Origin of the sequence: Corynebacterium sp. MSK073 (assembly GCF_030232085.1) — a bacterium.
In the GTDB taxonomy this organism is placed as follows: Bacteria; Actinomycetota; Actinomycetes; order Mycobacteriales; family Mycobacteriaceae; genus Corynebacterium.
This window is the reverse complement of record NZ_JASPIY010000007.1, coordinates 15,260-41,538: the sequence shown is the minus strand read 5'-3', so window position 1 is coordinate 41,538 and position 26,279 is coordinate 15,260. Positions and strand designations below refer to the sequence as shown.

At 59.0% G+C, this 26,279-nt stretch carries 23 protein-coding genes, 1 tRNA gene and 1 pseudogene; 15 read left to right on the top strand and 10 right to left on the bottom strand.

The features are described 5' to 3' along the window. Positions 1-41: 41 nt before the first annotated feature. Positions 42-4,958: an Lhr family ATP-dependent helicase gene (locus tag QP970_RS06150; protein WP_239269207.1), complete on the bottom strand. Its 4,917-nt coding sequence runs from the start codon at positions 4,956-4,958 to the stop codon at positions 42-44. A 35-nt stretch (positions 4,959-4,993) separates the two neighbouring features. On the opposite strand from QP970_RS06150, the gene QP970_RS06145 reads away from it, so the two are divergent. From QP970_RS06145 to QP970_RS06110, 8 genes are all read left to right on the top strand, one after another. After that, the gene (locus QP970_RS06145; RefSeq protein WP_239269208.1) at positions 4,994-5,752 is read left to right on the top strand and encodes a 3'(2'),5'-bisphosphate nucleotidase CysQ; all 759 of its coding nucleotides are present in this window, start codon (positions 4,994-4,996) and stop codon (positions 5,750-5,752) included. Position 5,753: 1 nt separating this feature from the next. Beyond that, positions 5,754-6,560: a thymidylate synthase gene (locus QP970_RS06140; RefSeq protein ID WP_239269242.1), complete on the top strand. Its 807-nt coding sequence runs from the start codon at positions 5,754-5,756 to the stop codon at positions 6,558-6,560. Further along, positions 6,560-7,090 (top strand): dihydrofolate reductase, encoded by a 531-nt coding sequence (locus QP970_RS06135; protein ID WP_023017603.1) that lies wholly within the window; start codon positions 6,560-6,562, stop codon positions 7,088-7,090. Before QP970_RS06140 ends, QP970_RS06135 begins: the two co-directional genes overlap by 1 nt. Further along, a complete protein-coding gene (locus QP970_RS06130) occupies positions 7,090-7,371 on the top strand; it encodes a glutaredoxin domain-containing protein (protein WP_239269209.1) in 282 nt (93 codons plus the stop codon). The genes QP970_RS06135 and QP970_RS06130 overlap by 1 nt, the downstream gene beginning before the upstream one ends. Before the next feature lie 131 nt (positions 7,372-7,502). Next, positions 7,503-7,575 (top strand) — tRNA-Arg (locus tag QP970_RS06125). Positions 7,576-7,708: 133 nt separating this feature from the next. Next, the gene (locus QP970_RS06120) at positions 7,709-8,506 is read left to right on the top strand and encodes a protein phosphatase 2C domain-containing protein (RefSeq protein ID WP_239269210.1); all 798 of its coding nucleotides are present in this window, start codon (positions 7,709-7,711) and stop codon (positions 8,504-8,506) included. Continuing rightward, the gene (locus QP970_RS06115; RefSeq protein ID WP_239275443.1) at positions 8,503-9,288 is read left to right on the top strand and encodes a hypothetical protein; all 786 of its coding nucleotides are present in this window, start codon (positions 8,503-8,505) and stop codon (positions 9,286-9,288) included. Before QP970_RS06120 ends, QP970_RS06115 begins: the two co-directional genes overlap by 4 nt. A 193-nt stretch (positions 9,289-9,481) precedes the next feature. Beyond that, positions 9,482-9,811 (top strand): malonyl-CoA-ACP transacylase, encoded by a 330-nt coding sequence (locus QP970_RS06110; RefSeq protein ID WP_239269212.1) that lies wholly within the window; start codon positions 9,482-9,484, stop codon positions 9,809-9,811. 11 nt (positions 9,812-9,822) lie between these two features. Here QP970_RS06110 and QP970_RS06105 read toward each other — a convergent pair whose 3' ends face one another. From QP970_RS06105 to QP970_RS06090, 3 genes and pseudogenes are all read right to left on the bottom strand, one after another. Continuing rightward, entirely contained in the window at positions 9,823-10,032 is a 210-nt protein-coding gene (locus QP970_RS06105; protein WP_239269213.1) for a hypothetical protein, read from the bottom strand. A gap of 360 nt (positions 10,033-10,392) precedes the next feature. Then, positions 10,393-11,566 (bottom strand): annotated as a pseudogene (locus tag QP970_RS06100) (MFS transporter). 121 nt (positions 11,567-11,687) lie between these two features. Beyond that, positions 11,688-12,134 carry a DUF2871 domain-containing protein gene (locus QP970_RS06090; RefSeq protein WP_239275441.1) on the bottom strand — a complete coding sequence of 149 codons (447 nt, stop codon included), beginning with the start codon at positions 12,132-12,134 and terminating at the stop codon, positions 11,688-11,690. 227 nt (positions 12,135-12,361) lie between these two features. On the opposite strand from QP970_RS06090, the gene QP970_RS06085 reads away from it, so the two are divergent. Next, entirely contained in the window at positions 12,362-12,616 is a 255-nt protein-coding gene (locus QP970_RS06085) for a hypothetical protein (protein ID WP_239269215.1), read from the top strand. A gap of 81 nt (positions 12,617-12,697) precedes the next feature. Here QP970_RS06085 and QP970_RS06080 read toward each other — a convergent pair whose 3' ends face one another. Together QP970_RS06080 and QP970_RS06075 are read right to left on the bottom strand one after the other, a co-directional pair. Continuing rightward, positions 12,698-13,036, bottom strand: a complete 339-nt coding sequence (locus QP970_RS06080; protein ID WP_023025886.1) for a P-II family nitrogen regulator — start codon at positions 13,034-13,036, stop codon at positions 12,698-12,700. Between the two features lie 27 nt (positions 13,037-13,063). Further along, entirely contained in the window at positions 13,064-14,386 is a 1,323-nt protein-coding gene (locus tag QP970_RS06075; protein ID WP_239269216.1) for an ammonium transporter, read from the bottom strand. A 304-nt stretch (positions 14,387-14,690) separates the two neighbouring features. On the opposite strand from QP970_RS06075, the gene QP970_RS06070 reads away from it, so the two are divergent. The 6 genes from QP970_RS06070 (at position 14,691) to QP970_RS06045 (ending at position 21,979) form a co-directional block, all read left to right on the top strand. Then, positions 14,691-15,722, top strand: a complete 1,032-nt coding sequence (locus tag QP970_RS06070; RefSeq protein ID WP_284869783.1) for an ABC transporter substrate-binding protein — start codon at positions 14,691-14,693, stop codon at positions 15,720-15,722. A gap of 18 nt (positions 15,723-15,740) precedes the next feature. Then, positions 15,741-17,345, top strand: coding sequence for an ABC transporter permease (locus QP970_RS06065; protein WP_370657791.1), 1,605 nt, complete (start codon positions 15,741-15,743; stop codon positions 17,343-17,345). Positions 17,346-17,347: 2 nt separating this feature from the next. Beyond that, positions 17,348-18,376, top strand: coding sequence for an ABC transporter ATP-binding protein (locus tag QP970_RS06060; protein WP_284869782.1), 1,029 nt, complete (start codon positions 17,348-17,350; stop codon positions 18,374-18,376). A 179-nt stretch (positions 18,377-18,555) separates the two neighbouring features. Beyond that, on the top strand, positions 18,556-20,556 hold the full coding sequence (locus QP970_RS06055) for a poly(ethylene terephthalate) hydrolase family protein (protein ID WP_239269220.1): 2,001 nt from the start codon (positions 18,556-18,558) through the stop codon (positions 20,554-20,556). Between the two features lie 10 nt (positions 20,557-20,566). Continuing rightward, positions 20,567-20,995 carry an OsmC family protein gene (locus tag QP970_RS06050; protein WP_239269221.1) on the top strand — a complete coding sequence of 143 codons (429 nt, stop codon included), beginning with the start codon at positions 20,567-20,569 and terminating at the stop codon, positions 20,993-20,995. Between the two features lie 78 nt (positions 20,996-21,073). Continuing rightward, on the top strand, positions 21,074-21,979 hold the full coding sequence (locus QP970_RS06045) for a DUF1906 domain-containing protein (protein WP_239269222.1): 906 nt from the start codon (positions 21,074-21,076) through the stop codon (positions 21,977-21,979). Positions 21,980-21,981: 2 nt separating this feature from the next. Here QP970_RS06045 and QP970_RS06040 read toward each other — a convergent pair whose 3' ends face one another. The 4 genes from QP970_RS06040 to QP970_RS06025 form a co-directional block, all read right to left on the bottom strand. Further along, complete coding sequence (locus QP970_RS06040; protein WP_239269223.1) at positions 21,982-22,911, bottom strand: hypothetical protein; 930 nt, start codon at positions 22,909-22,911, stop codon at positions 21,982-21,984. Between the two features lie 39 nt (positions 22,912-22,950). Next, entirely contained in the window at positions 22,951-24,594 is a 1,644-nt protein-coding gene (locus QP970_RS06035) for a monocarboxylic acid transporter (RefSeq protein ID WP_239269224.1), read from the bottom strand. Continuing rightward, complete coding sequence (locus QP970_RS06030; protein WP_005279845.1) at positions 24,595-24,942, bottom strand: DUF485 domain-containing protein; 348 nt, start codon at positions 24,940-24,942, stop codon at positions 24,595-24,597. 397 nt (positions 24,943-25,339) lie between these two features. Continuing rightward, positions 25,340-26,203 carry an aldo/keto reductase gene (locus QP970_RS06025; RefSeq protein WP_239269225.1) on the bottom strand — a complete coding sequence of 288 codons (864 nt, stop codon included), beginning with the start codon at positions 26,201-26,203 and terminating at the stop codon, positions 25,340-25,342. Positions 26,204-26,279 lie beyond the last annotated feature (76 nt).

Below are 26,279 nucleotides of genomic sequence, written 5' to 3'. Positions count from 1 at the left end.
ACACTGTGGCCCCACCAAAATACACCTGCGGGCGCGTAGCGCTAGCGACGGTACCCGCCGCGCGGGCGGAAACCACCGGAGTTGCGGGGTGGCGGAGGCGGGGGCGGATCATCGAAGCTGAGCTCCTCGATGGCCTCAGAGGCACGTCGGCCCCCGCGAAGGCCACCCCGCGAGTCGTCGGGTGAACTACCCTGCGCCCCGTGGCGCGGGACGCGCGGCGGCGCGGCGCGACCGGCAATGCGCACGCCCTTAGGGGTGATTCCGGCGCCCAGCGAGCGCAGGATGCTAGCGGTCGGGGTGTGATGGATGGGGTTGCCATTGCACTTTTCAATCACCAGCGGCGACATGTGCCCGGCGGCGATGAGTTCTGTGAGCGCGGAAAGGAGCCGGGCGTAGACGTCGGTGGTCTCGATTCCATCGGGCAGGGCGTCGATGAACGTGGTCAGGGTCTTGCCGCCGCGGGTGAGGTGGGCAATGGGGAGGCCATCGCAGAGCACGACCAGTGCTCCGGCGGAGCGGGCGGGCCCGCCGGGAGCTTTGCCACCCGCATCATCGCGCTGCGGCCACGGCAGCGCCGCGCCGTAGGGGTTGGCGGGATCCACGGCGGCGAGCACGAAGGTCTCTGGATCGGTGGTGCCGGACGGCCAGCCGGTGACATCGGGGGAATCCGCCAGGCCGCGCAGGCGATCGATAATGGCCGGGGTGGAAAATTGCGCGGCACCGAGATCTTCGATGACATAGCCGCGCATGGCCTTGCCGGATTCCTCAAAGCCGGACAGGACCTTATAGGCCAGCGCGAAGCCGCCGAGGACGTCCTCTGCCACCACGGAACCGCGGGTGACCACACCGTAGCGATCCAGCCAGGCCTCGCCGTGCGCCACAGAGCGCGAGGTGGCGTCCTGGGCGGCGGGCACCGCCAGCGACCAGCGGCCGAGCATATCGGGTGGGGTCTGGCCGGCGCCGCCAGTGGCGTTCTGGGTCTGGGCGAACGAGGTGCGGCCCATGCGCAGCCGCGAGCGCGTGGGGCGCCGCTTGGAGCGGTGGGCGGTAGCACCGCGGCCAGCGCGGGAGGCACCGCGCCCGCCTGACGATAAGCGCGTGCGGATGGGCGCGAAGGAATCCGGGCTGGCCAGCCCCATTTCCACCAGCCCCCAGAGGGCCTCGCGGGTTTCCTCGGCGGTACCAGGGACCTCGGCGGCAATATCGGAAAAGAGGAAGCCGCCGCCGCGCTCGAGCACGCTTAAAATGGCCCGCTGCAGCATGCTCACGCCCTCCGGATCGGTTTCAGGGGCGAGCTGGGCGGCGTAATCGGTGGGCAGCAGCATCACCCAGGGGTCGGCGGCACCGGCCTTTCCGGCACCGAGGATCATCACCTCACCATTGGCGGTCAGTTCATCCAGCATGCGAGGCGAAAAATCCCCCACGCGGGCAGGCAGAATAATGGATTCCCATGCAGAAGCCGGCAGGCGCACCCCGGCGAGCTGCTCGATAGCGGAGAATACGCCATCGGCACCGCGGAGTGCCGGACGCTTCCCGGCAGGCGCGATGCCGTGCCATTCCGGGAGGAAGCGGGCGAAGGCGGCGCCAGAGACCGGCTCGGTATCCGCGCGCGCGGCTGCAAGCGAGCGCGAGCGAATGGTCTTTAGTACCTCGGCGGCGCAGTACTCTTGCTCCTCTATTCCCTGCCGGTAGTGGCCCTCCACAATCGAATCCAGGCCGGCCAGGGTGGTGTGTGCTGCGGATACGGAAATGCCGAAGGCGGCGGTTAGGTCCGCGAGCACGAACGGGCCGCGGGTGCGCGCCCAGCGGCTGACGAGCTGTGGGAGGGCATCGGCAAGCGTGGCGACCTGGGCGGGGATGCCGGGAGGAATGGGGACGCCGAGGGCATCGCGAAGCAGCGCCGCGTCCTGGGACTGGGCAAGGTGCTCGCGCCCGCCGATGCGCACCCGCATTATACGCGTGCCTAGGCTATCCAGGGCGGTAAAGGGAACGTCGGTATGCTCGCCCAGCTCCTCGACCGGGATGGGGCCCAGCATGCGCAGGAGATCCGCAACCTCCTCGGTGGTGCGCGCCCGGCGCGAGGGTGCGGTGCGTTGCAGCTGAGTATGGACCTCGTCGATGATCGCGGGATCCAGAAGCTCGCGCAGCTCCACCGTGCCCAGTAGCTTGGCCAAGAGCGCCGGGTCAAGGGCGAGGGCCGCCGCCCGCTTTTCCGCCAGCGGGGAATCGCCCTCATACATGAAGGCGCCGGTGTAATTAAACAGCAGCGAGGAGGCAAAGGGTGAGGGCTGATCCGTGGTGACCTCCGCGATGCGCACGCGGCGGTGCCCCAGATCGCGCATGACCTCCTGCAGCGCCGGCACATCGTAGACGTCCTGGACGCACTCGCGCACCGTTTCCAAAATAATGGGAAAGGACGGGTACTTGCGGGCGACATCCAAGAGCTGCTCGGCGCGCTGGCGCTGCTGCCATAGCGGGGCGCGCTTGCCGGGATTGCGGCGGGGCAAGAGCAGCGCGCGGGCCGCGCACTCGCGGAAACGGGAGGCAAAAAGGGCGGAATTGCCCACCTGCTCGGCCACGACATCGGCAATATCGTCGGCGTCAAAGGCAAAAATCGTGCCATCGGGATCGGCCTCACCCTCGGGCAGGCGCAGCACGATGCCATCATCGCCGGCCACCGCCTGCGGGTCCATGCCGGTGCGCTCCCCCACCCGCGCGCCCACTGCCAGGGCCCAGGCGGAGTTGACCGGCCGGCCAAAGGGCGTGTGCAGGACCACGCGCCAGTCCCCCAGCTCATCCTTGAAACGCTCGAGCACGAGCGTCTTTTCATCCGGAATAATCCCGGTGGCCTCCTGCTGTTCGCGCAGGTAGGACAAGATATTGCTGCGGGCATTCTCATCGGCATCCGCGAAAATGCCCGGGTCCGTATTTACCTCGCGGCGGTACTCGCCCAAAGCCTGGCCCAGCTCATAGGGGCGCCCGGCGCCATCGCCATTCCAAAACGGCAGCCGGCCCGTATGCCCCGGCGCGGGCGTGACCAGAACTTGATCGCGGGTGATCTCCTCGATGCGCCAGCTGGTCGCGCCCAGGGTGAAGACATCGCCCACGCGGGATTCATAAACCATCTCTTCATCAAGCTCGCCCACTCGCCGCGGGGCCTTGCCGGATTCGCCACCGCTATAGAGGAAGACGCCGAACATTCCCCTATCCGGGATGGTGCCGCCGCTGGTCACGGCCACGCGCTGCGCCCCCGGCCGCGGGGTCATCACGCCGGAGACGCGGTCATAGACCACGCGGGGTTTCAGCTCCGCAAAATCCGTGGACGGGTAGACGCCGCTGACCAGATCGATGACGGAATCATAAACCTCGCGGGCCAGCTCGCGGTAGGGATGGCTGCGCTTGACGATGTCATACCAGTCATCCGCGCTTAAGCCCTCCTCGCCCGCCGCGGCCACCGCCGCCACGGTCTGCTGCGCAAGCACGTCCAGCGGGTTGCGCGGGGTATGCATCTTCTCGATCATGCCGCCGCGCATGCGGGCGACCGTCAGCGTGGACTGCACCAGGTCCGCGCGGTGCTTGGGATAAAACGCGCCGTGCGAGACCGCGCCCACATGGTGCCCGGCGCGGCCCACGCGCTGCAGGCCCGAGGCCACCGAGGGCGGCGATTCCACCTGCACCACCAAATCCACCGCGCCCATGTCGATGCCCAGCTCCAGCGAGCTCGTGGCCACCACGGCTTTCAGCGTTCCTTCCTTCAGCATCGTTTCCGTCATGGCGCGCTCATCCTTGGACACCGAGCCGTGGTGGGCCCGCGCGATGACCGCCGGCGCCTTGCCCGCAACATGCGAGTGCGCCATCAGCTGGGCGGGATCGCGCCGGGTTTCCGGCGAGAGCGAATCCGGATCATATTCCTGAGCGTATAGCTCGTTAAGCCGGCTGGTCAGGCGCTCGGCGCTGCGCCGCGAATTCACAAAGACCAGCGTGGAGCGATGCGCCATGATGTCCGCGTAGAGATCCTGGGTAATAAACGGCCAGATGGAGTTCGCGGTGGGCAGCGCGGTGTCTTCTTCCCCGCCGAAGTTCTCCATGCCGAATTCTTCCCCGCCGTCGCCGCTGCCTTCCGGCCCGCCGGTAATGCCGATGGCATCATCGACGGTGAGCTCCCCAATGGTCGAGCCCGCCTCCGGCGTGGGAAGATCCGACATATCCTCTACCGGGACGCGCACGTCCAGGTCCCACTTCTTGTGGGCCTCCGGCGCCACAATTTCCACCGGGCGATTGCCGCCTAAGAAATCCGAGACGGCCGAAAGCGGGCGCACCGTGGCGGAAAGCCCAATGCGCTGAACATCGCCCGCAATTTCTTGTAGGCGCTCCAGCGTCAGGGCGAGGTGCGCGCCGCGCTTGGTGCCGGCCAGCGCGTGGATTTCATCGATGATGACGGTATCGACGGTTTTCAAAATCCCCGCCGCCTTTGACGTCAGCATCAAATACGCCGATTCCGGGGTGGTAATGAGGATATCCGGCGGCTTGCGCACCTGCCGGGAGCGCTCTGCCGAGGGCGTATCGCCCGAGCGCACGCCCACGGAAATATTCGGCACCTCCAACCCCAGCTTTTCCGCGGTGCGCGCTATGCCGGTCAGCGGGGCCCGCAAGTTATTTTCCACGTCCACGCCCAGCGCTTTGAGCGGCGAGATATACAGCACCCGCACCCCGGTAGCGGAGCCGGAAGCATTGCCTACCGGCAGGGCCAATTGGCCTTCGCGTTCCACCAGGTTATTCAGCGCCCATAAAAACGCCGCGAGCGTCTTACCAGAACCAGTGGGGGCAACCATCAGGGCGTGATCCCCGCGGGAAATCTTGTCCCAGGCCTGGGCTTGTACCGCGGTGGGAGCGGCAAAAACGTCCTGGAACCACTGCGCCACTTGGGGGCGAAAGCGCTCGAGGATGTTTTCTGGCATGACCACACTCTAGTCCCCGTTGTAATGTGGGCACCATGACCGTCGAGATTTCTGATTCCCGCCTGACCAATTCGCTCGCCCAAGGCTGCGGCGAGATTTTAAAGGGGGTGCGCAATGGTGGCCTGCTGCGGGGCCTTTCGCTTGGCGATGCCGGCGATGACGCCGCCCAAGAATGGATCGCCCGCGTATTAGAACAGCACCGGCCCGGCGATGGCGTGCTTTCTGAAGAGGCCTCCGATGATCTCGCCCGGCTAAAAAAGAAGCGCGTCTGGATCGTGGACCCACTTGACGGCACCAAGGAATTTGCCACCGGCCGCCAGGACTGGGCGGTACACATCGCCCTCGTTGAGGACGGCACCCCAGTCCACGCCGCGGTGGGACTGCCAGACTACGGCGTAACCTTCAAGTCCTCCGATGTGCGCGCCGTCGACGGCCCACTGTCTAAGAAATTCGTCATCTCCCGCAACCGCCCGCCCAAGGTGGCCGGCTATATCGCAGAACAGATGGGCTACGAAACCGAGGGCGTCGGCTCCGCCGGCGCTAAGGCCATGCACGTGCTGCTTGGTGATTATGACGGTTATATTCACGCCGGCGGCCAATACGAATGGGATCAAGCCGCCCCAGTAGGCGTTGCCTTGGCAGCCGGCTTGCATTGTTCCCGCCTCGATGGCAGCCCCATCACCTTCAATAATGAGGACACCTTCATCCCCGATCTGCTCATCTGCCGCCCCGAGCTGAAAGACGAGATTCTAGAGCACGCCGCGGCCTTTGCCGAGGAGAATGGCGGCTTCTAAACTGGTGCCTATGACTGAGACTCCTTATGAGGATCTCCTCCGCCGCGTCCTCGAAGAAGGCACGGCCAAAGGCGATCGCACCGGCACCGGAACGCGCTCCATTTTCGGCGCGCAGCTGCGCTATAACCTGGCAGAATCCTTCCCGCTGCTAACCACAAAGAAGGTCTACTTCCGCGGGGTCATCGGCGAGCTGCTGTGGTTCCTGCGCGGCGATTCCAATGTGAAATTCCTGCAGGATAATAACGTGCGCATCTGGAACGAGTGGGCCGATGAGAATGGCGATTTGGGCCCGGTCTACGGCGTGCAGTGGCGCTCTTGGCCCACCCCGGATGGGAGCCACATCGACCAAATCCAACAGGCGCTTGACACCCTGAAGAATAACCCGGATTCGCGCCGCAACTTGGTCTCTGCATGGAATGTATCGGAGCTCGACCAGATGGCACTTATGCCCTGCCACCTGCTCTTCCAGCTCTACGTGGCCAATGACACGCTGTCGTTGCAGGTCTACCAGCGCTCGGCGGATATGTTCTTGGGCGTGCCCTTTAATATCGCCTCCTATGCGGCGCTGACCCACATGTTTGCCCAGCAGGCCGGCCTCAAGGTGGGCGATCTCATCTGGACCGGCGGCGATTGCCACATCTACAACAACCACGTGGAGCAAGTCCAAGAGCAGCTTTCCCGCGAGCCGCGCGAATACCCGCAGCTCAAACTCAACAAGGCGAAGGACCTCTTCTCCTATGACTTCGCCGATTTTGAGGTGCAGGGCTACGACCCGCACCCGGCCATCAAGGCGCAGGTGTCGGTCTAATGCTCGGCGCGATCTGGGCGCAGTCCCTGGACGGCATCATCGGCGATGGCGCGCAGATGCCCTGGCATGTGCCGGAAGATCTCAAGCACTTCAAGGACGTCACCATGGGCGCGCCGGTGATCATGGGCCGCAAGACCTGGGAGTCCCTCAACCCCAAGTTCCGTCCCCTGCCCGGCCGGGAGAATTACGTGCTCTCCTCGCGCGCGCCCGGCACGTGGTCAACTGGTGCTACGGTGGGCAGGACGATGCCCGCGCTTGCCGATGCCTGGGTCATCGGCGGTGGCCAAATCTACACCGCCGCCCTGGACCAGGTGGACCGCATCGAGGTCACTCTCATGGGCGTAAACATCGGCGATATCTATGGCGAGGATGCCGTCTTTGCCCCGGATATCCCCGATACGTTTGGCTTGGCCTACAGCACGGATTGGCTCACCTCTGACAAAGGGCATTTAGAGCTTCCCGAGCAGCCGGCCAGCGAGCTACCCATGAAGTACCGCTTTTTAACTTACGATAGAAAGGACGCAGCCTAATGACTGTACAAGCACCCAAAACCAATGCCGATGTCACCATCTTCTACGCCGACTGGTGTCCATTTTGTGCCAAGCTCATTAAGAACTTGGACCGCACCGAAACCCCATACGAGCTCGTGGACGTAGAAGGCGATAACGCCGACGACATCAACGAGTGGATCAAGTCCGTCAACGACGGCAACCGCATTATCCCCACCGTCTTGTACTCCGACGGCACCCACGAGACCAACCCGCCTGCATCCTCCGTGCGCAATAAGCAGGAAGAACTGGCAGGCGCCTAAACCTCATAGCTAAGGCTGCGAGCCCGACCCGGGCTACTCGCCCACCCACACAAACGGCCGCGCACGCAGCCTTTTGGGGCGCACTCGCGCCCCACTGCTATGATGATCCGAGTTGCATACGCAACATCCCCGCCCCAGTAGCTCAGGGGATAGAGCACGGCTCTCCTAAAGCCGGTGTCGGAAGTTCGAATCTTCTCTGGGGCACGAAGCGATCTGCTTTAAGGTAACCAACACTATTGGTATCGACTCTTTAAACCATGGTGTCAGGCCGGTCTGCACCCCGCCGGGGTAGACAATTTGCTTCAATGCGTGGTCCCAATTTTGGAGAAATGACCCTATGAGTACATCCTTTCCCAGTGTGGAAATCACCGCGCATTCCCAAAAAGGAAATAGCCATGCAACAAACGAAGATTCGTGGGGTAGCTATAAAAATTTAGTTTGGGTCATCGATGGAGCTTCGAATCCCAAAACCATCTCTGACGAGGTCGTTAGCTTTGTCAATGCTCTCAATACCCAACTCAAAAATTGTGCCGCTAACAATCCTCATGCTTCTTTAGCTACCATCCTCGCAGCATCCATCTCTGCGACAGCACAGACTGAAAACGTTCGTGCAAGTGCGACCGTAGCGCTGTGCCGATTCAATGAAAAAGATTTCGATTACCTCGTCCTTGGCGATGCTGGAATCGTTTTTGCGGATGCAGATTCTGACATCAAATTGCTCCAAGACACGCGCCTACAAGAATGCGCCGTTGTGGAACGGCAACGATACCGTGAGCTTTTAAAAGCAGGCTCTGCCCAAGGTGAAATTGAAAAGGCTCATCTCGCTCTTGTTGAAGCCGAGTCTAAGCTGCGCAACACCACAGGAGGGTTCTGGGTAGCCGAAACGGAACCAAATGCGGCATGTCATGCTCTACAGGGACGCATCAAGAATGCCCAGTACCCAGTCATTCTAGGAACCGACGGGTTTATAGGGCTCGCTAAACCATCCGTACTTTTTTCACAGGCCCGTCAAGCTGAGGGTCTCCCATATAAGCTTGCAGAAATGACTGAAGCATTACTCCCACAATCTGGGAAAATTGATGATGCTACCGTAATCACAGTAAATCTTCCGACCACGTATGACCGAGTGAAATGATTGGATTCGCGACAGCTAACGTTGCTCTAACTTGGTTATCCCACTTTATTGCGCTTTCCTCAATTGCTACCGCGGGTTATCAGTGGCTCACGCGTTTTAGTTCTCGCAAGAGGGTGCAGAAGTTCTTCGGCGCCTCCAATATCACGATCGTCATTCCCATGCGGCTCTTGGAAAAGCGGAGGGTTATTGCGGAGCCTGATTTTGTAGCAGCTTCCCTTCTGGCAGAGTTTTTGAAAGCGGCAAAGATGGATGTGACATTCGATTACGTCAATCCAGACGGCTCCATCGATCTGTCCACCGAAGGATTGGTCGTTATCTGCGGACCCAAAAATTCTTCCCTAGTCGCGAAAGCAATGGACCACGATCCTTCCCTTCGCTTTCACGAAAGCGAAGGACATTGGAAGATCAGCGAAAGGCAAGGCTCCCAGGAGTTCCAGTCACTACTTGACCACGGTGAAACGGAAAGCGACACGGCGTATGTAGCACGTGCGCCACGGCGGCCAGGTTCCCGGCAAACATTTGTGTCAATCGCGGGTATCCATGCGCAAGGATCAGCAATCGCGGTTGCACACCTGACGGATAAACACAAATTCAAAAAGCTAGCCCAAAACGTTGGCGGAGACCTATTTTCGATGGTCGTTTCCGGGGATTTCTCCGATGAACCGTTGCGACCTAACGAAACCCATCAACTAGCGCTGTATACGCACGGGCCTCCTCAGGTGCATGCACCAACTGGGATAATTTCAACGAAAAGCTCGGCTCAGGGGCCCGAAAATGAGTAATGATGACTGCTTGGCCCCACGATCAATCAAGGGCGCTGCACCAGAAGAAGCCGGGATGACAAACGCACCCCTCGTCGGCCTATTCTTGAGCTAATTCAGAACTAAGCTAAAATTACCACCGTTAATTTTGCAGGTTGGCGGGTGTTTTGCACCACGCTCACACACACCATACGCCGTACAGAAAGGTACTCAGATGATTACCACTATTCTTGCTGGGCTATTGGCTGCAGGCACTGGTTTAACCGGACCCAGCACTCCAACCACAGAAGCTTCCCCTGCAGCCCAACACCAAGGACATGCGTCCACGGCTACTCCTGACCGCGATACTTCTGACGTGCAGGCGCTTATCGATGATGCCCAAGACCAAGCCGGCTACGAGTTCATTACTGTGCGCTACGAAGGAGAATTCGCGCATATCGCTTTGGATCCCGAAACCTACAATCCGGATAGCGATAGGGCGACATTTGAAGCAGTGTCCCAGTTGCTCACTGAGAAGGGTTATGAGGTCACTGCAGTTCTCTAAACCGTAAGCCCTTACTGCCCCGCAGGGGCTTTATCCTCTGTTTTGTTGCTGTTTTGTGCTACAGCACGGCGCACTCGAAGTGCACCAACAAAGCCCAGCGCAAGGAATGCGGTAGCGGCCACGAGCGACCACTGCGCGGGGTTGGTCATGCCTTCGCTTAAGGCCTGCACCACTGCCCCAGTCTGTTCACCGAATGGGCCATTTCCACCTTGCTCGCGCAATTGCGCGATGCTCGAGCCTGCGTGTCGATTTGGGGTAGTTGGTACCGTGAGTCCGCGTAGTTGGTGCCAGGGTTGCGCGTACCTGGTACTGCAAGGGTTTTCTTTCATAGTTGATGTTGGCGACACCACGATTCGTTGGTGTCACATCAACTTCTACTTGGAAAGAAGCTCATTGTTGTGGCTAACTTCAAACAAATTCTTACGATATGCCTTGACGGTGCTAGCTATACGCAGATCGCACATACATTGGGGTGGGGCCTAACCCCCGACGTGTCCATTTTCCGGGGGTCAGGCCCTCACTCGTAAGCCGTCTCAACAACGGCTACCGAATCCGCATAGGAGACTTTGACATGCGCAAAGCTACATCCCCAATAGGACCGGACAAATAGAGCAAAAGCCGGGCCGACTCAGTCGGGCCGCCCCGGTACCAACTACCCAGAACACGGCAGTACCGAGTCCCCAGAACACCGGTACCAAAAACTCGCATCTGACACCTGCGGATTGACGGATAGCTTCGGCAATGCTGTCGGCGCCGGGCCCGGTGATTGCGGCATCGTCAAGCGCCTTCGGCAGTGTGAGCGCTAGGGCGGCCGATAAGACCGAACCGGATACGGCGGTGCCCAGTGAGGAACCAATCTGGCGCACGGTGCTCTGTGATGCGGAGGCTTGCCCGGAGTCATCGACGGGAATATCCCGCAGCACCGTGCCGGTCAGCTGCGCGGAGGCGAACCCAAGCCCTAAACCGTATAGGGTCAGCGGGGCGGCGATGATCCAACCATTCGTGTCCGGCCCCATAAGCAGGACGAGGATTAGGACACCGACGACTTCCAAGCCGAGCCCGATGAGCACGGTGCCAGGCGCCCCGAACCGGGCCGCGACGTGGCGGGCTGCCGCACCGGAGAAGAATGCACCGATTGCCATGGCGGCCAGCAAAAGGTCCGCCGACATCGTGCTTAGATCCAATGCATTAATCAGGTACAGCGGCAGCACGAAAATGATGGCGAGCTCACCGATTGCTACCGCGCCTGCGGTGATATTGCCCCACGAGAACGTGGAATAAGAAAACAATCCAAGGTTCAACAGCGCCGAGCGTTGACCCCGCTCGCGGTGCTTTTCCCACCGAATAAACAGCGCGAACCCCACAGCCGAAATCGCGAGCGCCACCGGCAAGCGGTCCGACCGCTGCTTCGCCGGAAATCACCGCGCTCCGCCCACCAAAGGCTGCGGCGCGGTACTTGCCGCGAAACACGGCATTAACGGTCGAAAGCACGGACGACATGATGAACGCAGCACCGATTTCCTGTACTGCGCACGCGGAGATCAGCGTGGCGGCGGAGGTAGAAAATCCCGCCAATACGCTGCCTGCCACAAATATTGTCAAGCCGATGAGGAAGGCGCGCTTGCGTCCCCAGGTATCAGCGATCTTGCCCGTTGACAGCAGCAGCGCAGCTAATAGCACCGCATAGAGTCTATTGACCCACTGCGCCTGCGTCAGGTTAAGCTGCAGGTCAGTGATGATCGAGGGCAATGCCACGCCGACGATAGTGCCATCTAGAACAATGACACCCAGCCCGACGGAAAGAACCGCCAAGCTTATCCAATCGCGGCGAGTAGGCGCCGTAACGATTTCTTGTGCGCTGTGCTCTCGCTCATAGTTAGGCGTTCACCGAAGCATTGGCGCTGCCTGCATCTGGCTCCTTGATGGCCCGGCCCAAATTCACGAGAAAGACCGTCAGCCCCACCGTGATAAAGATGTGGCCCAGCCCGGCGATGCCCGAAATCATCTCATTGGATTCCTTGCCCAACACCGTCAATATGCCGTGTGAAATTTGCATGCCGACGGTGAGTACCACGCCTACGTTGTAGAGCCAGAAGAACGAGTTGAACAGCTGGTGGTGCCGCGACAGTGCAAAGACCTTTTCCAACGCCAAGAAGATAAGGAATAGCATGAAGCCTAGCGCCAGCAAGTGGGTGTGAGCCACGCTTAGCTGCGTATATTCGCCTTCCGGGAAATCTTGTAGCTTCGTAAACTCCCGATAAAACAAGCCGGCGACCAAGCCCAAGACGAGGTAGAAAATCGCTGCCCTGTACAAAGCCTTCATATCATTACTCCTTCCCAGTCATCGCTGTGACTGGATAGCCGAGGGGATCAAGTTCTCTAAATACATATCTTGCCCCGACTTGTCCGGCTTTGAATCGCAGAGGCGGTTGAAACTTCAATCAACCAGTAGGTTGATTGGAGGCTTGTTCCCCTCGTGTCCACCAATCAGGGGTCGGGTCCCTTTTCTCGCTCGCGGGAGTTGACGTTGACAGCGGTGGTACTGCTCAGATGATCGTTGCTGCATGGGGTACGCTCTCCAGCCAGCCCGCGGCCGTGAAACTCGGCCAAGAAAACTCCAAGGAGCAGCTCAAGCGCTCTAAGCGGTTCAAGGCAGAAGCAACGCGTGCAATTTTTAGCGGCATCGAACAGCGCAAGCAGCGCGATGCTCTAGTGTCCAGCGATAAAAACGTGCTGGATAGCTTGGTGGATGCCTTGGCCAATATTATGGCCTCCGCAAAAGAAACTGGCCAGCTAGAAAGCTAAAATCCCAGGTTCACACACCGCAGCAAAAGCCCTAGGCCTCCAGTCTTCTGTGGAGGCCTGGGGCGCTGGTGCGTTGGAGCCTTAAATAGCCTTCTCGCCTCGCTCGCCGGTGCGAACGCGGATGACGTCTTCGACGGGTGCGATCCAAATCTTGCCGTCGCCGATTTCGCCGGTGCAGGCGGCGTCGACGATGGCATCGACAATCGCTTCGGCGTCATCGTCTGCCACGATGAGCTCGATTTTGGCCTTGGGCACAAAGGAGGTGGCGAATTGGGCACCGCGGTAGATTTCCTTGTTACCGCGTTGCTGGCCAAAGCCTTCGATTTCGGTGACCGTCATGCCCGGTGAGCCGAGTTTTTGTAGTGCTTGCTGGATATCATCAAGCGTAAAGGGCTTGACCACGGCTGTTACGAGTTTCATTGTTGCTCCTAGGTATCGCTGGGCGTTTTAGTTGCGGCTGGTGGTACCGCGCATAGCGCGGCCGCCAATGTCATAGCCGGTCTCACGGTGACCACCAAAGTCAATGCCGTCGGTTTCAATCTGGTCGGTCACGCGCCAGCCGATGGTCGCCTTCAAAATCACCGCAATGATGGCGGTAATGACTGCGGCGAAGGCCACGGCGATTGCGGCGATGAGGATCTGTACGATGAGCAGCTTCCAGCCCTCGGCGCCGCCACCGGTGAAGATGCCGCGGTCATTGGCAAAGAAAGCAACCGCCACGGTGCCCCACAGGCCGGCGACCAGGTGGACGCCCACGACGTCGAGAGAGTCATCGAAGCCGAAGCGGAACTTCAGGCCCACGCCCAGGCAGCCCAGCATGCCGCCGAGGGCACCCATGATGAGCGAGGTCACTGGGTTCAGGTCGCCCGCAGCTGGGGTAATGGTGACAAGTCCTGCGACCACACCGGAGGCTGCACCCAGGGAGGTGCAGTAGTTATCGCGCAGCTTTTCCACGAGCAACCAGCCCAGGATTGCCGCAGCCGTTGCGGCGGTGGTGTTGACCCAGGCCAGGCCGGCGAGGCCATCGGCTGCGAAGGCGGAACCACCGTTGAAGCCGAACCAACCAAACCACAGCAGGCCGGCACCGAGCATGACCATGGGCAGGTTGTGGGGGCGCTGCACGCTCTTCGGGAAGCCTTGGCGCTTGCCCACGACAATCGCGAGGACCAGTGCGGCCGTACCGGCGGAAATGTGGACGACGGTACCACCGGCAAAGTCAATGGGGGCCACAAGCGCTTCCCCGCCTTCGCTGCCAAAGATCCAGCTGGTGACGCTGCTTTCGCCCTCACCCAGGATGCCGCCGCCCCAGACCATGTGAGCCAGCGGGAAGTAGACAAAGGTTGCCCACAGGCCGCTGAATACCATCCAGGTACCGAACTTCACACGGCCGGCGAGTGCACCGGAGATAATCGCGGTGGAAATAACGGCGAAGGTGAGCTGGAAGCCGATATCAATGATATTGGCGTAGCCTTCCGCGCCTTCGAGGTATTCACCATTGGCATCAAAGATGGAATCCTTCAGCCCGAAGAACTCGAAGGGGTTGGCAACGATGCCGCCCCAGGACTCCGTGCCGTAGCTCATCGACCAGCCCCAGAGGACATAAATGATGCTGACTACCGCTAGTGAGCCGAAGGACATCAACATCATATTGAGCACGCCGCGGCGCTCTGTCATGCCTCCGTAAAAAAGTGCCAGGGCTGGGGTCATGAGAAGCACGAGAGCCGCGCTCATGAGCATCCAGCTCGCATTGCCTGCGATCACCGAATCCATTGTTTCTCCTTGTAGGGTTCCTTCATTGCTTTTCATAACGGTAGTACTACAGGTATACAAATATCTATTGAGCTATAGGTTAACCCCCAATGTGGGGCTACTTCGAGCTTGTCACCTCGTGGTTTCCCGCTTTTTAGCGCTAACCGCTGCCCACTCGAGCGAGGCTCCTTGGCCACACCTCCACGACATCCGCCCAGGAGCTCAAAGAATTTACTGTGCGTTCACACCTATCCCAAGTTGCCTTAACTTCGGCGCAGTTAGATAGACGTTCCTGTTAACTACTCTCTCTGGAGGACCTTCCCCAATGAAGCCGAAGCACTCTTCTCTCGCTGCCCTAGCCCTTGCTTCAACCGTTCTTCTTAGTTCGTGCGGTGAGCCTGCGACCGACAATGACGATACGCAGGTCGCAAGCGATTCAACCACTATTACCGTCTATACCTCCGAGCCGGAAGAGAAGGTCGATGAAATCAATGCGGCCTTCAATGAAGAAAACCCCGATATCGAGGTCAAGGTATACCGCGCTGGTACCGGCGATTTGAACGCGCGCATTTCTTCGGAGAAGCAATCTGGCGACATTGAAGCAGATGTTTTCTGGGCGGCCGATGCTCCTACCTTTGAAAATTACGCCGAGGACGGTGACCTCATCGAGCTTGCCGATGTCGATTCCGACGACATCATCGACGAGGCCAAGGACGACGAGAATTTTTATGTCGGCACGCGCATCATCCCTACGGTCATTGCTTATAACACCGATGAAATCGCAGAAGTTGATGCCCCGACCTCGTGGGCAGATCTCACCGATCCGAAGTACAAGGACAAACTCGTCATGCCTAACCCGGCGGTCTCTGGTGCGGCGGCCTTCAATGCCTCAGCATGGAAGAACAATTCAGACCTCGGTGAAGCGTGGATCGAAGACCTAGGCAAGAATTCCCCGATGATCGCAGAGTCCAATGGCCCTACTTCCCAAGAAACCGCCTCCGGTTCTAGGCCCGTCGGCGTGGTCGTCGATTACTTAGTCCGCGACCTCGCGGATAAGGGATCCCCGGTTGCCCTCGCCTACCCCACCGAGGGATCACCGTATATTTCTGAGCCCGCGGGCGTATTCAAAGACTCCAAGGAACAAGAAGCAGCACAAAAATACATCAACTTCTTGCTTTCGAAGAAGGCACAAGAAATTGCCGTCGATCAGTCGTACCTCCCGGTGCGCGAAGACGTGGGAACCCCAGCAGCCACCCCTGAACTCGCAGACATTGAGTTGATGGACCAAGACCTAGAAAAAATCACCAAGGATAAAGACGCCGCCGTCGAGGTTTTCCAGAAGGCAGTTTCTTCCTAGTTCTTGATGGCTCCCTTGTTGAAAAATCCCTCCGTATCCGCGCTGCGCGTTGGCGTGTGGCTCATTGCCATCGGCCTGTTCATCGCGCCTTTAGCCCTTGTTGTCTCCCTTGCACTGGGCGGAAACCAAATTCCCGTCCTGCTAGAGCAAGGTCTCGGCATCGCCACATGGAATTCGCTTTTTACCACGGCGCTTTCGGCGCTCGCCGCCGTCATCATCGGCACCGTTATAGCCATCGCGCTAGACCGCACGGATATCTACGGTTCTTCGGTGCTGCGCCTATTCCTGCTTTCCCCGCTCTTGGTTCCACCATTTATCGGAGCGATCGCCTGGATTCAACTCTTCGGCCCGAATCAGGGATTAAATAAGCTCTTTGGGTTCGAAATATGGAATATCTACGGCGCAGACGGGGTCATAGCGCTGATGACTATCCACTCTTTTCCCACGGCATACGTCATCATTTCTTCAAGCCTGCGCTCCATCTCCCCTGATTTTGAACTGGCCGCCCGGGTATCGGGCGCTTCCGTGGTGACAGTTCTGCGCACGGTCACCCTTCCGCTCCTGCGCCCTGCATTGTTGTCCGCGTTTACCCTCACGGCAATTGCTAATCTGGCTGACTTTGGGATTCCCGCCATTATCGGCTCACCTGCTCGGTTCGAAACCCTTGCGACGATGATTTACCGCTTCATTGATTCCGGCACCGTATCCAATCCTTTGCAGGTGGTCTCTACCATCGGCGTTGTCCTCTTATTCTTGGGAATCGGCGCCGTCATTTTGGACTATCTCACCTCCCTGAAAAACTCGTCTTCTACCCATAACTCCGGAAGCCCGGCGCGCTTTGCGCTGCATTCAGCGCGTTGGCCGGTCACGATCATCATGTGGGTGTGCGGACTCGCCATTTCCATTGGCCCGATCCTCGGTTTGGCCTACCGCGCGTTGCTGCCAGCCCCTGGGGTTCCATTTACTCTTGAAACCATTTCGCTGGCGAACTTTAGCGCTGCTTTATCCAACCCGCGCGTTATCGACGGCCTAACCAATTCCGCATTTTTGTCGATAACCGCCGCGATAATCTGCGGGATTCTCGGCTGGGTCATCGGAATTCTAGTGACTCGGACCCAGGCGCGGGGAAATACGCTTTTAACACTTTCTGCGCTGCTACCGAGCGCGCTGCCTGGGCTCATCATCGGCGTCGCCTGGCTGATTGCCGGGCGCTATACCGGGCTGTATAACACCATTTGGATAATCCTTATCGCCTATGTCTGCGCTTTTACCGCACTCGTTGTCCAATCCGTGCGTGCACCGCTCATTAGCACCCCGGTCACCGTGGAAGAAGCAGCGCGTATTTCTGGCGCCACACCGCTTAAGGCGCTATTTACTACCACCGGCGCGATGACCATTCCGGCGGCCATCTCCGGCGCGGTACTGGTCGCGGTGACCGCGATTCGAGAACTTACTATTTCCGTACTCCTCGTCGCCCCCGGAACCACAACACTGGGTGTCCAAGTATTCAATCTGCAACAGGCAGGAGATTATAACCAGGCATCAGCACTCGCCCTGCTCTTCGCGCTGCTGGGCATCATTGCCCTCGCACTGACTATCCGCGCTCCTAAGGTAAGGACATAATAATGGCGAAAATTGCAGCTTCCCACCTCACGGTCACTTTTCCAGATGGAACCACCGGCCTGCGCGATATCAGCCTCTCCATCGAACCCGGAGAACTCATCGCGCTCGTTGGCCCGTCAGGCTCCGGTAAAACCACGCTTTTGCGCACCATCGCTGGTTTTATTTCTCCATCGTCAGGTGAGCTTTACATAGATGGCCGGCAGATGACTGATATTCCGCCGGAGAAACGCGGCATCGGCATGGTCTTCCAACAGCACGCGATCTGGCCGCACATGTCTGTGAAGGACAACGTTGGCTACCCGCTGCGCCAGGCAAAAGTAGCTAAGGCAGAGCGCGAAGTGCGCATTTCTGAGACCTTAGCTCTCGTGGGCCTGCCGGGATTCGAGGAGCGTATACCGGACAGCCTTTCTGGCGGGCAGCGCCAGCGCGTTGCTTTGGCCCGGGCGATCGTCGCTAATCCCACAGTTTTATTGCTGGATGAGGCTCTTTCGGCCCTCGATGAACCACTGCGCGATAATTTGCGCCGCGAATTGGTAGCCCTGACACAAAAACAACGCCTAACCACGGTGCACGTCAACCACGATCGCGCCGAGGCGCTGGCAATTGCAGATAGAGTCGTGGTTCTAGACGGCGGCGAAATCCAGCAGATTGCTACCCCGCAACAATTACTGGAAAATCCCGCTAACCCGGTGGTCGCGGGATTTATTTCGGATGCCACGATTGTCCAGGCCTCTATTTCAGGTGACAGCGTCGAGTGCCCTGCTCTTGGCATCTCTTGGCCATTGAGCGAAGTAACCGTGCGAGGCGAAGGCACTAAAGCCGCCATCTTGCCGCGCCACGCCAAAATCGTGGAGGAAGACCAACCAGGTGCCACGGTTCCAGCGGTAGTTGACTCAGCCATTTTCGAAGCCGGGCACTACTCCGTTACCGCCTCCCATGAATCTGGGGTCACGTTCCGGACTACCGCAGCTCATAAACCAGCCCTTGGACAATCGGTGCGTATCCGCTTCTCGCCGCCCTTGATTTATTAATTCACCGCATCGCGCGAGCTTTTGCCTGTTCAGCACTTGTCCAGCACCCCCTTTTACTGCAACGGTTGCACCCGCTTTCCGGCGGGCCTAATGTGCTTCCACGCTGGACTTTAAGTTTTCCACTATCGGACTTTCAGCCCACTCGTTTCAATTAAGCACCACCAACAAGGAACGCGTATATGTCCGACTCCGCATCCCCCTCCCCCACTCCCGTGGAAGAACAGTCGTCTCTTTCTCTAGAGCAGCAGACAGAGCAGTTGCCCGCTGAGGTTTCGAAGAAGCGCCGCTTTAGCGATGGCTGGAAACTCTTTGTGTGCATCGTCATCGTTCTCGTCGGTGGGTTGGGCTCATCCCTGGTACAAACCGATGGCGGCAAAATTCAGGTCACTGACCTCAAAATCGCCGGCAAGCACGGCGCTACGGTCACCGCAGATCTCTTCCGGCCGAAGGACGCGACGCCGGAGAATAAAGCGCCGATGGTCATCGTCTCGCCCGGTTTCCAGCGCACTAAGGAAACCCAGGTCTCCAACTCGTTGGAATTGGCCCGGCGCGGCTTTGTCACCCTGGTGGTTGACCCGTATAACCAGGGCGAGTCCAGCTCGCAACACCCAGACGATAGTGATTCCGCCGTGGTGACCGCCATTGATTACGTCACAGACCACCTGGATACGTTTAATTACGTCGATGAGGATCGCATCGGCATTACCGGCCACTCCGCCGGTGGTACTGCGGTGCGCACCGCAGCCAATAAGTACGGCAAGAAGGTAGACGATGCCCTCGAAGCTGCCAAGGACCCGAATAGCGAAGGCGGCACCACCATCACAGATGGCGAGCGCAAGCGCGCCGAGGACCTAGATAAGATCTCCGCGGTCTTTATCTCTGGCTGGCTCAAGAACTTAAACGATAAGAAGTTTGCCCACGTGCACTCAAATATGGCGCTGGGCTATGCCCGCTTCGATGAAGGCGGCTACCGAAATATCAACGGCGATGGCGATCTGCGCGATGCCCCAGAGGCTCTGTCCATGGTCAACTCTGGGCTCAAGAAACAAGACCAGGTGGACCACATTGAGATCGGCCGGGGCTACGGGGACATCGACAAGGGCACGTACCGCGTTGCCTATAACGATGAAACGCTGCACCCGCTGCAGCCGCTCACACCTAGTGCCATCGGCAGCATTCTCGAGTTCTTCGATGACACCCTGGATGCCCCAGTGAAGATGGATTCCGGCAACCAGACGTGGTGGCTGAAAGAAGTCTTTAACCTCATTTCCCTCATCGGCGGCATCGCCATGCTCTTCCCGCTGACCCGAATGCTCCTGCGCACCCGCTACTTTGCGCCAGTAGCCCAGGCGCTCCCAACCGTACCGAAGCGTCCGCGGGGCAAAGAAGCCGCGAAGTTCTGGGGCTTTTTCGTGTTAACCGCAGCCATCGCCTTTTTCACGTTCATGCCGCTGGCGAACCTTTCGCAGGACGTCTTCTACGATGCCGCGAATAAGGTCAGCACCTGGTTCTTCCCGGCGCGCATGGTCAACTCGGTGGTCTTGTGGGCCATCGTCAACGGCATCGTCGGGCTTATCTTGTTCTATATCACCCGGGATAAGTCCACCTATGCCCGCGGCGAGCGCGCCCGCGCGTGGGGCATCACGATGAGCTGGCGCACCTTTGGGCGCACGCTACTGCTGGCCTTCATCTTGCTCTTTGTGTACTTCTCCGTGCTATCCATTGTGTATCTTGCCTTCCACAATGATTACCGTTTCTTGGTCGTGGCCTCGCGCCCGCTGACGCTGCGCTGGTTCCTGGTGGCGCTGATGTACGTACCTGCGATGTTCATCTTCTATCTGGCCAACTCCATTCGCGCCGGCGTGGGCACGCGTTATAGCGATACGCCCAAGTGGCAGACCTACCTCATCGCGGCGCTGGCGAACTCTGTCGGCTTGGCGATGATCTTCGTTATCCAATATTCCGTCTTCGCCGCCACCGGCACGGTGCACTGGACCGATGACTGGCTGTATGTGAACATGCTGCAGTCCATCTTGCCCATGATGATCCTGCTGCCCATCTTGAACAAGATGTTTTATGCCAATACCGGCCGCGTATGGCTCGGCCCCCTGGTTATCGCGCCCATCTTTATCACCATGTCCTTGGGCGGCAGCGTGGCCTATATCCCGAGCCTGGCTTAAGCTCTAAGCCATGAGTGAAATCATCAAGCAGTATTCCGTTGACCTTAACCGCGTAGAAAATTCGGTGTACCGGGCCACCAATGCGGATGGGGCCAGCATCGAATTTGGCCGCGGGGAGGGCCTGTTGTCGCCGGTAGAGCTCCTGCTGGCCGCCGTCGCTGGGTGCACCGCGGTGGATGTGGATGTCGTAACCTCCCGGCGCACCGAGCCGGAGTCTTTCCAGGTGCGCGCAGAGGGCGACCGCGTGGATGAGGATGGCGCTTCGCGGCTTTCCGATGTCCGCGTTTCCTTCGACCTCGCCTTCCCCTCCACCCCAGATGGCGATAAGGCCCGCGCGCTCGTGGATAACCTGATCCGCATCTCCCACGAGAAGGATTGCACGGTATCGCGCACCGTAGAACACGCCACGAACGTGGAATTTAGCAACGAGTCAAAATAAACACGATTCCCCCACCGTCTCCTGCTATGGTGCATTTGTTAACTATTGTGACTAATGCAATCACCGCAGGAGTTATTCATGTCGCCGTCTCTATCTCGTCGCGGCCTCTTGAAGGCAAGCGCCCTTGCCCTTACCGCCGGCGCCATTGGTGCGGCCGCACCCTCTGCCGCCGCCCTCGGCCCGGTGCGCGGCACCATTATCGATTTTTCCTCCGGCATCCCCTCCCCCGCCGCCATCAAGCGTGCGGGCCATATCGGTGCCATTCGCTACGTTTCCAATAAGCGCCCCGGCGCGGCCTGGATGACCGGCAAGCCGGTCACACTCCAAGAGACTGCCGCCAATGCCGCCGCCGGCCTACCCACGGCTTCGGTCTATCAATTCGGCCGCGCCGAAACCGCCGATTGGAAGCAGGGCGCGGCGGGCGCCGCCATCCACGCCCCGCAGGCCATTTCGCTGCACAAGGCCGCCGGTGGACCCACGCACCGCCCCATTTATATCGCCATCGACGATAACCCCACCCGCGAGCACTACACCCAGTTCATCCGGCCATACCTGCAAGCGTTTTCCAAGGCCCTGTCCGTGGCCGGCTACCAGACCGGCGTCTACGGCAACTACAACACCATCGAGTGGGCCAGCCGCGATGGGATTGGCACGTTCTACTGGATGCACGACTGGGGCTCCAACGGGAAAATCCATCCCAAGACCACCATTCACCAGCTTCCGCAGTCGCGCCAGCAGACCATCGAGAACGTCATCGTCGATGTCAACGAGGTCTACGCCAGCGACTGGGGTCAATGGACGCCCGGGTCCAAGCAGCCAGGCATCCAGGATCTCAGCTCCACCCTGGACAAGGCCATCCCGAATATGCCGGAGCTGCCGCAGGTCACCGCGGATGGGGTGAGCTTTAAGGGGTCATCGCTAAGCAACGAGCAAATCCGCGGGCTTGCCGATGCCGCCCAGGACATCGCCAAGGCCATTAAGTAGGCCTATTTCCCCTTGGGCTCGGAGGACTTCTTTTCGTCCTTTTTGTCCTTGTCCTTCTTCTCGCTCGAGGTCGGCTTCTTTGAGGTTGTCTCGATGGGCGGGACGTCCTCGCCGTCCTTGTACTTCAGAAACCGCTCGGTGGCCTTGCCCAGGTTCTCACCATTGATCTCACTCTTGACGTAGTCCGTGAGGTCATCGGCAGAGCCATTAATGGAGGCCGCGGCGACGAAGTTTTTACCAAAGGACACCGAGGAATTGATGGACTTATCGTTGGACCAGCCCCACTTGCTGCCCACGACATTAGAAAGCTTCGCGGTGCCATAATCCTGGTCATAACCATCTTCTGAGACTGGATCCGCGTGCGACATCGCCACCAGCACGGGATGGGTTTCATCGCGCTTGATGAGCTGCGAGATAAAGCTGGCCACGTCATAGGTGGAGGTTTCCGAATAGCCCCAGGTCTCGCCCGCCTTGGTGGATTCCAGATCGTATTCCTTGGCAATCTTATCGATGGAATCCGGGTACTTCTTAAACAGCTCCTCGGCGCTCTTATCAGAAGAGCTGGCGATCATGCCGAGCGCCTCGTACTTGTCTTCGTACTCACCCTGTTCAATGACGTAGGTGGCGATGTAGAGCTTGATGAGGCTAAGCGCCGGGCGGGGATCGTGTTCTGCCGCAGAGCCCATATACATGCCATCGTGCAGGCGAATATAGCTAATGGAATGGTCCTCATCCCCCTTGAGGAACTCATTGATGCGCGGGGGCACCTTTGCCGCCCTATGCGCGGTAATCGTGGTGTCTTCGGCTTTGGCGGTGCTATCTCGCTCGCTATTGCTGCACCCAGCAACCGTAGAGCAGGCAAGCATGCACACGGCAAGGGCGGCACCAGCCTTTACTGATGCCGCCGCGTTGAGAGAGGACGGATTAAACACGTCGAACCATATTACCGGTAATTGCTACCTTTCGGGCAATTAGTGCTGGACTGGGGCCTCGACGCCCACACCGGTCAAGGAACGAACCTCCATCTCTGCCGCCAACTCGTCCAAGTTGTCCGGCTTGGTCACGATGGATACGAACCAACCGACGAAGAAGGACAGCGGGATACTGACCAGACCCGGCGAGGTCAGCGGGAAGATCGCCCAGTCCGCGTTCGGGAACATGGCGCTTTCGGTGCCGGATACCGCTGGAGAGAAGAAGATGAGGACCAAGCAGGAGACAACACCGGTATACATGGAGGCCACGGCACCCGCGGTGTTGAAGCGGCGCCAGTACAGCGAGTACAGGATGGTCGGCAGGTTAGCCGATGCCGCCACTGCGAAGGCCAGGGAGACCAGGAAGGCCACGTTCTGGGTCATCGCCAAGATGCCCAAGATAATGGAGACGATACCCAGCACCACCACGGTAGCCTGCGAGACGCGCACCTGCTCTGCCTCGGTGGACTCACCGTTGCGAATAACCGCGTGGTAGATATCGTGCGCAATGGAGGCGGAGGCGGTAATCGCCAGGCCCGCCACCACGGCGAGCACGGTAGCAAAGGCCACGGCGGAAATAATGGCCATGAAGATGGAGCCACCGATTTCCAGTGCCAGCAGCGGTGCCGCGGCGTTCGCGCCACCCGGTGCGTTCAGGATGCGGTCCGGGCCAACCAGTGCGGCTGCACCGTAGCCCAGAATCAGGGTCATCAGGTAGAAGGCACCGATGATAACGATGGCCCAGGTCACGGAGCGACGAGCCTCAACGGCGGTGGGCACGGTGTAGAAGCGCATCAGAACGTGTGGCAAGCCGCCCACACCCAGCACGAGGGACATACCCAAGGAGATGAAGTCCAGCTTAGCGGCGGTAGAGCCACCGTACTTCAGGCCCGGCTCCATGATTTCCTTAGCCTCATAGCCCTTTTCATGGAGGTAATCAGACGACGCGTGCATATCAATAGCGGTGCTGAACATGTTGCTGAAGCCACCGCGCAGTGAGACAAACACCATGATGCACATGATGACCACACCGGTCACCAGCAAGACGGCCTTAATCATCTGCACGTAGGTCGTGCCCTTCATGCCGCCGACCAAGACATAGAGGATCATCAGCACGCCGACGATGCCAACGACGACTGCCTGCCACTTAAAGTCATGGATGTTCAGCAGCACGGCCACCAGCGAACCGGCGCCGGCCATCTGGGCAATGAGGTAGAATAGCGTCACGAAGAGCGTGGCAATGGACGCGGCCACGCGCACCGGCTTTTGCTTCAGGCGGAAGGACAAAACGTCCGCCATGGTAAAGCGGCCCACGTTACGCATCGGCTCGGCCACGAGCATCAGGGCCACGAGCCAGGCGACGAAGAAGCCGACGGAGTACAAAAATCCGTCGTAGCCGTTAAGCGCCACCGCACCGACGATGCCGAGGAAGGATGCCGCAGAAAGGTAGTCACCGGAGATAGCCAAGCCATTCTGGCGGCCGGAGAACGAGCCACCACCGGTATAGAAGTCAGACGCCTTCTTCGTGGACTTGCCGGCGCGCAACACGACGGCCATGGTAACCACGAGGAAGATGCCGAAGATGGAGATATTCAGAATCGGGTTACCGGCAGAAGTTTCTTGTGCAAGGTAAGTGGTAGTCATTTACTTGGCCTCCAACTTCTCGCGAATAGCAACCGATTTAGGCTGAATATTCTTATTGGCGTATTTCACGTAAATCCAGGTAATGATGAACGTGGTCAGGAACTGGGCCAGGCCGAAGACGAGGCCGACGTTCCAGCCGCCATCGCCAAGCTCAATGGCCATAAAATCAGGCGCAAACACGGCGGTGAGCACGTAGACGATGTACCACACGAAAAACGCGACGGTCATGGGAAAAGTGAAACTACGATAAGCGCTGCGCAACTCGCCAAACTCTTCGCTATCGCGCATTTCTATGTAGTCGGCTGCCGTAAGCTCACGACGCTCGACTGGAGCAGTTGTATCACTCATAGAAGGGTTGTCTCCTTGGGTGAGAGAGGTTCTGTACAAACGAGGCGCAATGTGTTGTTCATCACTACCCGCGTTGATATGTAAGATACAGAACAATCTTTGCAAAGCAGTAAATATTGCCAATACATCCCACAAAAACTCCCCCCCCTTTTAGCCCGATAGGTTCCGGTGAACTGGGCTAATATTCTATGCAAATCACCCCCTCCATCCCAGGTTTAACGCGTTCGCAAATTTTGTTAACCAGACGTTAACTAATCAGTGAAGGCGGCGCGAAAGGAACCACCTATCAGCGAGGTGAGTGCCTTAACCAGCACGTACTCGCCCACTCAGCCATCCTGCACAGCAAAAGCCACCGACGACGCCGTCGCCGGTGGCTCCTTCGCCCGAGAGTGCTTTCTTAGCCCTCCGCGCCCGGGAATTCACGGGGATCATTAAACATGCGGCCAAAACCTTCTTGACCTTCCAAGGAGTCAATCGCCGTGATTTCATCCTTGCCCAGCTCCAGCTCCGCGGCGGCCAGGTTCTCCTTGAGCCGCTCACTGCGGGCAGACTTCGGAATAACGGAAATGCCCTTGGCCATCAGGTACGCCAGTACTACCTGCCCCTCGGTAGCCTCATGCGCGGCGGCAATCTTTTCAATCTCCGGGTTATTAAGCACCACACCGCGCGCCAGCGGAGACCACGCCTCGGTCACGATGCCGTGCTTGTGGTGGAACTCGCGCAGCTCCGGCTGGGTGAACCCAGGGTGCAGCTCCACTTGGTTGAGCACCGGGGTAATGCCGGTCTTGTCAATAAGGTCCTCGAGGACCTCTTCGTAGAAATTAGCGACACCGATGGAAGCGATTTGCCCCATCCCCTGCAGGCGGGCAATGGATTCGAAAGTCTCCACATACAGCCCACCCTGTCGCCACGGCCAGTGGATGAGGTACAGGTCCAAGTAATCCAGCTTCAGCTTCTCCATGGATTCCTGGAAGGCCTGTTCCGCCTTCTGCGCGCCGTGGTGAGAGTGCCAGACCTTGGAGGTAATAAACAGGTCCTCGCGGGTGACGTCGCCCGCGTCAATGGCTTGTTTGAGCGCAGTACCCAATGCCTCTTCGTTCTTGTACAGCGTCGCCGTATCAAAGTGGCGGTAGCCCAAGTCAATGGCTTCGCGGACTACGCGAATGCACTCATCGTCATTGAGTTTGTAGGTGCCCAGTCCAAGCTGGGGCATCTCGCGGTCATCATTGAATGAAATAGTTGGCACAGTCATAATTCCCATTGTGCCCCAGTTTCTCGTCTTATGCGGCCCCTTGCGGGAACTGACTGCCACTACACAACGAAAAACCGGCTCCCTT